This window comes from Leucobacter sp. NPDC077196, assembly GCF_040687075.1.
Classification (GTDB): Bacteria; Actinomycetota; Actinomycetes; order Actinomycetales; family Microbacteriaceae; genus Leucobacter.
This window is the reverse complement of record NZ_JBFBML010000007.1, coordinates 156,994-166,364: the sequence shown is the minus strand read 5'-3', so window position 1 is coordinate 166,364 and position 9,371 is coordinate 156,994. Positions and strand designations below refer to the sequence as shown.

The 9,371-nt window shown below is 67.6% G+C and carries 9 protein-coding genes; all 9 read right to left on the bottom strand.

Annotation, left to right across the window (positions count from 1 at the left end; translation table 11 throughout):
• Nucleotides 1-94 precede the first annotated feature (94 nt).
• Nucleotides 95-1,708: an amidohydrolase gene (locus AB0O71_RS09490; protein ID WP_363744624.1), complete on the bottom strand. Its 1,614-nt coding sequence runs from the start codon at nt 1,706-1,708 to the stop codon at nt 95-97.
• A gap of 68 nt (nt 1,709-1,776) precedes the next feature.
• Nucleotides 1,777-2,991: an FAD-dependent oxidoreductase gene (locus AB0O71_RS09485; protein ID WP_363744622.1), complete on the bottom strand. Its 1,215-nt coding sequence runs from the start codon at nt 2,989-2,991 to the stop codon at nt 1,777-1,779.
• A 4-nt stretch (nt 2,992-2,995) separates the two neighbouring features.
• Complete coding sequence (locus AB0O71_RS09480) at nt 2,996-3,358, bottom strand: cupin domain-containing protein (protein ID WP_363744620.1); 363 nt, start codon at nt 3,356-3,358, stop codon at nt 2,996-2,998.
• Between the two features lie 27 nt (nt 3,359-3,385).
• A complete protein-coding gene (locus AB0O71_RS09475; RefSeq protein ID WP_363744617.1) occupies nt 3,386-4,756 on the bottom strand; it encodes an FAD-binding oxidoreductase in 1,371 nt (456 codons plus the stop codon).
• A gap of 67 nt (nt 4,757-4,823) precedes the next feature.
• On the bottom strand, nt 4,824-5,840 hold the full coding sequence (locus AB0O71_RS09470) for an ABC transporter ATP-binding protein (protein WP_363744615.1): 1,017 nt from the start codon (nt 5,838-5,840) through the stop codon (nt 4,824-4,826).
• Entirely contained in the window at nt 5,824-6,630 is an 807-nt protein-coding gene (locus AB0O71_RS09465) for an ABC transporter permease (RefSeq protein ID WP_363744613.1), read from the bottom strand. Before AB0O71_RS09465 ends, AB0O71_RS09470 begins: the two co-directional genes overlap by 17 nt.
• Nucleotides 6,627-7,511 carry an ABC transporter permease gene (locus tag AB0O71_RS09460; RefSeq protein ID WP_363744611.1) on the bottom strand — a complete coding sequence of 295 codons (885 nt, stop codon included), beginning with the start codon at nt 7,509-7,511 and terminating at the stop codon, nt 6,627-6,629. Before AB0O71_RS09460 ends, AB0O71_RS09465 begins: the two co-directional genes overlap by 4 nt.
• 11 nt (nt 7,512-7,522) lie before the next feature.
• Nucleotides 7,523-8,641, bottom strand: coding sequence for an ABC transporter substrate-binding protein (locus AB0O71_RS09455; RefSeq protein WP_363744609.1), 1,119 nt, complete (start codon nt 8,639-8,641; stop codon nt 7,523-7,525).
• 52 nt (nt 8,642-8,693) lie between these two features.
• Nucleotides 8,694-9,272: a cupin domain-containing protein gene (locus AB0O71_RS09450; RefSeq protein ID WP_363744607.1), complete on the bottom strand. Its 579-nt coding sequence runs from the start codon at nt 9,270-9,272 to the stop codon at nt 8,694-8,696.
• Nucleotides 9,273-9,371: the final 99 nt, after the last annotated feature.

The following is a 9,371-nucleotide window of genomic DNA, read 5'->3' as shown; positions in this document are numbered from 1 at the left end:
GGTCACTCTTCGTGCGTGTCATGTGCGCGACACGCACGAAGAGTGACCCCGCTCGCATGGGGGGGGTGGGTGGGTGGGTGGGGGAGAGAGCCCGCTAGCCCTCGTGCACTATGCGGCCGTCGACGACGGTCAGCACAATCGGCACCTCGGGCAGCGCGTCGGCGTCGGTGGTGACGGGGTCGGCGCCCCACACCGTGAGATCGCCGACGGCGCCGATGGCGATGACGCCGCGGTCGGCATGACCTCTCGCCTGCGCCGGCCAGAGCGTGTATGCGAGCAGGGCTTCCTCGCCGGACAGCCGCTGCGACGGCTCGAACACGTTTGCCGAGGCGTCGCCCGGGGTGTGGCGGCCACGCGCCCACGCCATGCCGACGCGCGGGTCGTACTGCGCCACGGGCCAGTCGGAACCCAGCACGAGTCTCGCCCCCGCGTCGAGCACATCGCGCACGCGGTACCCGGTGTGGCTCCGATCCTCGCCCAGCCGCTTCGCCCACGAGTCGCTGTGATCGGAGGATCGCCATTGCATGTGCAGCGGCTGCATCGAGGCGGTCACCCCGCTGCCGCGCAATTGCTCGACGTCGGCGTCGGAGAGCACTTCAAGGTGCTCGATGGAATGGAAGGGCAGTCCGTCGCGCGCCGGCAGCGTGGCGTACACGTCGAGCACGCGGCTGACGGCGAAGTCGCCGACGGCGTGCGTCGCGATGAGCATTCCGGCGTCGTGATAGGCGCGCACGACGTCGCCGTAGCGCTCCCACGACGGCCAGAACGCCGCGCGCCCGTCACCGCACGAGTCGGGCTCGTGCAGCCACGCGGTCCCCGTATCGATGACGCCGTCGCTGAAGAGTTTGATGGCGCCGGTCTGCCAGAGGCGGCCGGCGCCATCCTTCTCCGAGACGACGCGTGCCACGTCGGCGTCGGTGTCGCCGACGGCGTGCCAGTGGTGCACCGTCAGGCGGTGATCCAGCTCGCCCCGCTCCTCGAGCTCTTCGAGCAGCTCCACCGTGGCATCCTTGCCATCCATGATCGCCCCGCCGGTGAGCCCCACGGCGGCGAGCCGACGGAACATGTCGCGCAGCCCGTCGCGCTCTTCGTCGTGCGGCGGCTGCGGCGCGGCGTCGAATACGAGATTGTAGGCCGTCGGCTCGCGCAGCTCGCCCGTGGGAGCCCCTGCTTCGTCGACGACGATCTCGCTCGCGTCGTCGAAGACGCGCACTCCCGTGATGCCGGCCGCTTCGAGCGCGGGGGCGGTGGCGAGGCCGGTGTGCAAGTCGTAGCAGATGAGCGCGACCGGTCGTCCGGGCGCCGCGTCAGCGAGCAGATCGCCGCGCAGCCCGGTGTGTTCGAAGGCCTCGTACTCGAGGTTCCAGCCCCGCAGCCACGCGCCGTCCGGGAGACGCGCGTGCTCAGCGGCGAGCGCAGCGCGCAGCTCGTCGATCGTCTCGAGTCCGCCGAGATCGAGCCCGGCGGTCACCGATGCCGCCCAGTGCGGATGGGTGTGCGAGTCGAACAGGCCGGGCGTCACGGTGGCCCCGCCGAGGTCGCGGGTCGGGATCGCGAACTGCGCGGCAGCATCGGCGATCTCGGCGTCGGTGCCGACGAGTTCGATGCGGCCGGCGCGGATGAGGATCGCGGTCGCGTCGGTGGTCTCTCCGGTGTTGCTGCGCAGGGTCGCGCCGATCAGCGCGAGGTCGCCTCCTGAATGCTCCATGGTGCTCGGTGCTCCGTTCTCGGTTGCGGTCGATGTGTGGTGTGGGTGGCGATGCGCCGGCAGCGCGGTCAGTGCCTGCCGATTGGGCTGTAGTGCCGGCGCGGCGCGGTCTCCGTGCCAAAGCGGGCCGGATCCCAGTGCTGGTCGAATTCCGCATCCGTCGGTTCGCCCACGACGAGCGCCGCGAGGTATTCGCCCATGAACGCGGCGTACTTGAACCCCTCGCCCGAATCGCCGCAGGCGAGCACGACGGAGGGGTGGATGCGGCCGATGATGAAGTCTCCGTCTCCCGAGTCGGTCCAGGTGCACACCTGGGTTCCGAGCACCTGGGGCACGATCGACGTGAGATCGCGTGCGACCCGTGCTCGGATCGTCTCGGTGCGCGTTGCAACGGGGCTGCGGTCGAGGTCGTCGCCGAGCGTCCCTCCCGCGAGCGAACGCAGCGGCCGGTCGAGTCCGATCTTGTAGCCCAACGGCCCATTCGGCATGGCGTAGACGCCCGCCGAGTCTGGCCCCTGCTCAGTGGGAACGGCCGGTGGGCAGTCGACGAGGCCCGGCAGGTCCGGGGCGGGCGCCGCGGGCGGAACGGCGCCCGGATCGCCCACGTAGACGACCTGCTCGATGTACGGAGTCAGCGGCAGCGCGATACCGAGCCCGGGCAGCAGCTCTGCCGTGCCCGGGCCGGCGGCGACCAGCACCTGGTCGGCGGTGCGACGCTCACCGCCCGCCAACCGAACCGTTGCCGAGGCGGCTCCCGGTTCGATCGCGGTGACCCGCGTCTGTGACAGATAGACGCCGCCGGCTGCGATGAAGGCCGTGAGCGATCGCCCGAGCAGTCGGTCGATGTGCACCACGCCCGCCTGCTCGACGTAGAGCGCGTCTCGGCCGTCGGGGCGCAGGCCTGCGAACACCTCCGCCACCCGGTCGGCCGCGATGCGTTCGACCGGTTCTCCGATGGCGACGAGCGACTCGGCCACTGCGGGCAGTGAGGCGTCGTCGCGCCAGAGCAGGCCGGTGCGTCGATACACCGGCTCGCCCAGGCGCTCGCTCAGCCGATCCATGGCGTCGAGCGTGCCCCGCAGCGACCGAGCGCGCCACGGTTGCGTGTCGGCGAGTCGCCACAACCGGGTGCTGCCTCCGTTCGAGGCCGACGGGCCACCCGGCTCGAACCGCTCGATGAGGGTGACGTCCCAGCCGCGATCCTGCAGGTCGAGCGCCGCGGGGAGCCCCCAGGCCCCCGCCCCGACCACGATCGCGGATCTGCGACCCGTTGCCGTCGCCACGAGATCAGTCCGCGATCGTGGTGAAGTGCTTGCGCAGCGGCTCGTGCACACGCCAGACGCCGACCCAGCCCGACGGCATCACCATGACGTCGCCCGGCCCGAACTCCTGGTCTTCCTGCCCCTCAACCTCGATGGTCACGCGCCCCGAGAGGATCGTGCAGATCTCGGTGTAGCCGAGCCGCTCGGCGGTGAAGTCGCCGACCGTGCACTCCCACAGTCCGGTCGAAATGCGCGCGTCCTCCCAGACCGTGGTCGATGCCTCGGTCTGGCCGGGCGTGAGCGCGGTCGGCTTCGGCCCGTGCGGGCCGATCACGAGCGCATCGGTGCCGTGGGCGGAGAACGTGCGAACGGTGCTGGTGGTACTCATGTGTGCTGCTCCAAACGGGTTCTGGGATCAGTGCCGGCCGGTGACGACGTCGGCGATGTGGGCGATGGGCGAGGTCTGCTCGCGACCCGCGAGCTCCGAACGATCGGCGAGCCCGTACGCCGCGTACAGCCCCTTCGTCGCGAGCCAGCGCAACGGCTCCGGCTCCCACTTGCGCACGCGATGATTCACCCACGGGAGCCCCGTGATCTCGCTGTCGTTGCCGAGTATGAGGTCGGCGATCGTGCGCCCCGCGAGGTTCGTCGATGTGACGCCGGTGCCGACGTAGCCGCCGCCCCAGGCGATCCCCGTCGAGCGGTCGAGCCCGACCGTGGCCGCCCAGTCACGCGGCACCCCCAGCACGCCCGACCACACATGGTCGATCGCCGCATTCCGGGTGACCGGGAAGAAGCGGTGCAGGATCTCGCTGAGCGTCTCCACCGTCACCTCTGGCGTGCGGCCATCGGTATCGGTCTTCGACCCGTACTGATAGGGCACCCCGCGGCCGCCGATCGCGATGCGGTCATCGGCGGTGCGCTGCGCGTACATGTAGACGTGCGCGAAATCGCCGAGCACCTCGCCCTGGTTCCAGCGCAACTCATCCCAGACCTCCTCGCTGAGTGGTTCGGTCGCGATCAGCGACGAGTTCATGGGCAGCCAGAGGCGGTGCAGGCCCTTGAGGTTCGCAGTGAATCCCTCGGTCGCGCGCACCACGTATTCCGCGGAGACGGTGCCGTGGGTGGTGTGCACCCGGTGCGGGGCGATCTCGACGACGCGGGTGCGCTCGTAGATCTCCACGCCGAGACGCTCCGCCGCCGCCGCGAGACCCGCAACGAGCTTGGCCGGCTGAATGCGCGCCGCATGGGGATGCCAGACCGCGGCGCGCGTATGCGCCACATTGATCTTTGCCTGCGCCTCCGAGCGCTCCAGAAGTGCGAGATCGGTGTGCTTCCACCGCTGCTCCGAAGCGGCGAATGCCCGCAATCGCGATTCCTGCGCCGGCGTATAGGCGACCCCGAACTCGCCGCCACGCTTGATGTCGGCGTCGATCCCCTCGGCCTCGGTGACGCGGATCACCTCGTCGACCGTCTCGTTCATCGCGCGCTGGAACCGCTCAGTGGCGTCCTTGCCGTGAGTCTTCTCGTACTGCTCACGGCCCCCGGTGATGGAGTTCGTGAGCCAGCCGCCATTGCGACCGGAGGCGCCGTAGCCGGCGTGCCGCTGCTCGACGACCACCACGCGCAGCTCCGGGCGCTGCTGCTTGAGGTAGTACGCCGTCCACAGCCCGGTGTAGCCCGCTCCGACAATTGCGACATCAGCGGTGAGATTGCCGGGGAGCGCGGCACGCGGTTTCGGGGCGCCGATCTGCTGCCACCAGTGAGAAACGTTGCCGTTGATCATGAATATCGGTCTTTCTGCCCTGCCGGGCGATTGAACGGGAGTGTCGCGGTCGGGCCGCGGTCGGAACTCAGAGGGAGAAGACCGAGGCCGCCCCCGGTTTCCAGCTGAGCCATGCCGACTCGTTCTCACCGTGGAGCCAGTCGAGCCCTCGTGTGCCGCGCACCACGCCGGTCGAGCCGTCGGGCAGCACGACCTCGTACTTCCATCCCGACCCCAGGTAGATGGCCTGTCGCACGGTGACGGGCACCGCGGGATGCCCGGCGCTCGCGCCGTCGGGCGTCGCGTGGAGCTCACCGTGCTCGGGACGCACGACCGTGATCGATTTCCCGTCGTCGCTGATCACCTTCGTCGACTCGCCGATGAAGCCGGCGACGAAGAGCGACGCCGGGCGCTCGTACAGGTCTTCAGAGGTGCCGACCTGCTCGATCCGCCCCTCGTTGAACACGGCGATGCGATCGGACAGGGTGAGTGCCTCCTCCTGGTCGTGCGTGACGAAGACGAAGGTACGCCCGACCTCGCGGTGCACGCGGCGCAACTCGAGCTGCAGGCGCTCGCGCAACTGCTTGTCGAGCGCGCCGAGCGGCTCGTCGAGCAAGAGCACTTTCGGCTCGAAGACGAGCGCACGGGCGAGGGCGACGCGCTGCTGCTGACCGCCCGAGAGCTCCTTGGGGTGCCGATCCTCATATCCCTCGAGGCCCGCGGTGATGAGCGCCGCTCGGGCCCGCTCTGCGGCTTCCGCCCGCGCCACCTTGCGCTGTTTCAGTGGAAAGAGCACGTTGTCGAGCACCGAGAGGTGCGGGAACAGCGCATAGTGCTGGAACACGATGCCAAGGCCCCGCTTATGCACCGGCACATCGTCCATGCGCTGACCGTCGATCTCGACATACCCCTCGGTGAGATCGGTGAATCCCGCGATGAGGTTGAGGGTCGTCGTCTTCCCGGATCCCGACGGACCGAGGAAAGTCATGAACTCGCCCGCCTCCACCCTGAGGGAGACATCATCGAGGGCGATGGACTTCGGGTAGTGCTTCGAAACTCCTGCGAGCAGGATCTCGGCACCGCGCTGATTACGCTCGTCGGGCACGATTTTTCCTTCCGGTCAGCACCAGCGCGCCGATGACGAGCACGGTGGTGAACACGAGAATGACGGTCGCGGCTGCGGCGAGCGTCGGGTCGGTATCGCGAGTGACACTCGCGTACATGAGCACAGGGAGGGTGTTGAGGTACGGGCTCTTGATGAACAGCGAGAGTACGACCTCGTCGAAGGACGTGACGAACGCGAAGAGCGCACCCGAGACGATTCCCGGAACGATGTTCGGAAGCGTCACGGTGAGGAACGTCTTCAGCCGGCTCGCACCGAGACTCAGCGAAGCCAGCTCGAGTCGATCATCGAAGCCGGCGAACCCGGCGGTGATCGCGATGACCGTGAACGGCAGGGCGAGCACCGTGTGGGCGAGCACGAACCCGACGACGGTGCCGACGAGCCCGAGCTTCAAGAAGACGGCGTAGATGCCGATGGCGACGACGATGCCGGGCACCACCATGGGTGCGAGCAGCCCGATGCGCAGCGTCGTCGACATCCGCTTGCTCGTCAGCGAGCGCAGCCCGAGAGCCGCGAGAAGGCCGAGTACGGTCGCCAGCAGCGCGACGAGCAGACCGACGAGCAGCGAGTTGCCCAGTGCCGAGGTCCAAGCGGGATTCGAGAAGAACGACTCGTACCACTGCAGCGACCAGGTCTCAGGTGGAAAGGCGAACGACGCCTTTCCGGTGAAGCTCAGCGGAATCACGACGAAGGTCGGTGCGATGAGCCAGAAGGCTACGAGCACACTGATCGCCCAGAGTACGACGCGGGTGGCAGGACGGATATTGATCATGAGAACACCTCCACGGCGAGGCCCTTCCGTTGTGCCGAGCGCACGATGAGCCCGACGATGCCGAGCAAGATGAAGGTCGCTACCAGCAGGATCACACCGAGTGCACCACCGCGTCCCCATTCGAGCAGACTGCTCACCTGGGCATAGATGGCCTGCGCCAGCATGCTGTCTGACGGGGATCCGAGCAGCGCCGGGGTGACGTAGAAGCCGAGCGACTGGATGAAGACCAGCAGAGAACCGGCCGCGATTCCCGGGATTGAGAGCGGCAGGAACACGCGCAGGAAGGCGATCGAGGGCCGGGCACCGAGCGACCGTGCAGCGGTGACGAGCCTGCCGTCAATACCACTCATTACGGCGTAGAGCGGCAGCACCATGAACGGCATGAGCACCTGGCTCAAACCGATGAGCACACCGGTGTTGCTGCGGAGCAACTGGAGAGGCCCGATCCCGATGAACTCGAAGAACGAGTTCACGACACCCGAATCCTGCAGCAGCACGATCCACGCGAAGGTGCGAATCATCAGCGAGGTCCAGAACGGGATCAGCGAGATGACGACGAGCACCGCGCGTGCGCGCGGCCCCACCACGGTCATGAGGAAGGCGTACGGGTAGGCCAGCAAGAGACAGATGACAGTGGCGAGGAACGCGTTGCCGAACGTGCGGGCGAGAATCTCGAGATTCTGCGGATTCTGCAGCGCCCAGGCGTAGTTGCCGAAGCCGAGCTCGGGTTCGCTGACGCTGCGCCACATGCTCTCGAACACGGGATACGCGAAGACTCCGACGAGGAGCGCATATGCGGGCAGCAGCAGGAGCAGCGCCCGGGCGGGTGCGCGCCGCGAGGTGTTCGCGGCGCGCACCACAGGGAGATTCGTGGTGGTCACTGGATATCAGCTCATCCCTGCAGCCACGTCATCCAGCGCTCGAGCTCCGAATCGTAGTTCTCCGCCCACCACTGCGCATCGGTCGCGACCATCTGATCTGCGATCGCCGGGTCGGTGACGAGGAATTCCTGTCCGAGTTCGTCGAGTTCTGGCTGAGCCTCATCGTGCACGGGCGAGTACGAGGTGAGCTCGGTGAGCTTCTCCTGCTGCTCCTGACCGAGGTAGTAGTTGATGAAGGCCATCGCCGCGTCGGGGTTGGCAGCGCCCTTCGGCACTCCCAGCGCCTCGACGATCTGCAGTGACTCTTTCCAGATCGGCTTGTAATTCGCGCCGTTCTCCACGGCCGCGTACCCGCGACCCGACCAGACGAGTGCCATATCGGCTTCTCCCGACTCGATCATCTGCTGCGATTCGGCGCCGGTCTTCCAGTAGATGAGGTCGTCGCGGATCGTGTCGATGCGATCGTATGCGCGATCCATGTCGAGCGGGTACAGCTCGTCGGCCGCGACTCCGTCTGCAAGCAGCGCGCCCTCGTAGACACCCGGTCCCACATCTTCGAAGCCGGCGATCGCGCGCTTGCCCGGGAAGTTCTCGGTGTCGAAGAAGTCGTTCCAGCCGGTCGGCGGCGTCGCGTACGTGTCGGCGTTGTACAGGATGACGTAGCCGTATTGCATCGCGGGGACGTAGCAGTCGCCGACCAGTCCCTCCGGCACGTGAGACGTGTCGACGATCGAGGTATCGATGTCCATTAACAGACCCTCTTCGCCGCACTGCTTCTGCGCCCAGATGATGTCCGTGTCTACGACGTCCCAGGTGACTGCGTTGTTGTCGACCTGCGCCTTGACCTTCGCGTACTCCGTCGGGCCGTCCTCGAGCACGTTCGCGCCCGATTCTTCGGCGAACGGCTTCCCGATCGCTTCCATCTGCCCTTCCTGGAACACGCCGCCCCAGGAGACGAAGGTGAGATTCATCCCGTCGAGCGCGCCCTCCTTCACGGTGCCCACTTCGGCCGGTCCGCTGCCGAGATCGATCTCCGCGGCGGGCCCGGGGGCCGAGCAGCCGACGAGCAGTGCGCCGGCGCCCAGGATGGCCAAGCCCGACGTCAGTGTGCGGGCGATTCGTGTCTTCATGATGCGTCCTCTCCGTTGATGGTCATGCATGGTGTGATGTCACGGTCTGCGATCAGGCGGGATGCGCCGCTTCGGCCGGGGTGGGCGGGCTGTTGATCCACATGACGCTCGCCGGGGCATCCGATTCATTGGCGACCCGGTGCGGCACCGAGCTCAGGAACTCGATCGAGTCGTCGGTGCGCAGCGTGTAGCGATCATCGCCGAGCTGCAGCACGATCTCACCCATCGTGACGACGAGCATCTCCTGTGACTGCCCGTGCGTGTAGAGATCGGCGCCGGTGGACCCTCCGGGTTCGAAGTGCCCCGCGTACACCTCGAGGTTGCGCAGCGGTGGCAGCGACAGCACGTACTTGTCAGCGCCCTCGAGGGGCAGCGTCGGCCGATCGGCAGCGCGGAGCACGCCACGCGTGTGCACGAGCTTGTCGTCGAGCAGTTGCGCGAGTGAGACGCCGAGGGCGACCGCGATCTTGCGCAGCGATGCGACGCTCGCATTCGTGCGCGCGTTCTCGAGCTGGCTCAGGAAGCTCGAGCTCACGCCCGCGGCTGCGGCGAGCGCGCGCAGACTCATGCCGCGCACCTCGCGAAGCGCGGCCACCCGGCGTCCGAGTTCGAGCGCGTCATCTGCCGACATGGGTTCCTCCTCGAACCGCTGTACCGCATCAATGCGGATACTGAACAAGATGTTCAGTGAATTTTGTCCCACCGTACAGTGTCCCCCCTCATCCGGCAA

Excerpts from the sequence above, each read along its gene's own strand:
- AB0O71_RS09490 (WP_363744624.1), bottom strand. The coding sequence starts at position 1,708 with ATGGAGCATTCAGGAGGCGACCTCGCGCTGATCGGCGCGACCCTGCGC.
- AB0O71_RS09480 (WP_363744620.1), bottom strand. The coding sequence starts at position 3,358 with ATGAGTACCACCAGCACCGTTCGCACGTTCTCCGCCCACGGCACCGAT.
- AB0O71_RS09475 (WP_363744617.1), bottom strand. The coding sequence starts at position 4,756 with ATGATCAACGGCAACGTTTCTCACTGGTGGCAGCAGATCGGCGCCCCG.
- AB0O71_RS09465 (WP_363744613.1), bottom strand. The coding sequence starts at position 6,630 with ATGATCAATATCCGTCCTGCCACCCGCGTCGTACTCTGGGCGATCAGT.
- AB0O71_RS09455 (WP_363744609.1), bottom strand. The coding sequence starts at position 8,641 with ATGAAGACACGAATCGCCCGCACACTGACGTCGGGCTTGGCCATCCTG.
- AB0O71_RS09450 (WP_363744607.1), bottom strand. The coding sequence starts at position 9,272 with ATGTCGGCAGATGACGCGCTCGAACTCGGACGCCGGGTGGCCGCGCTT.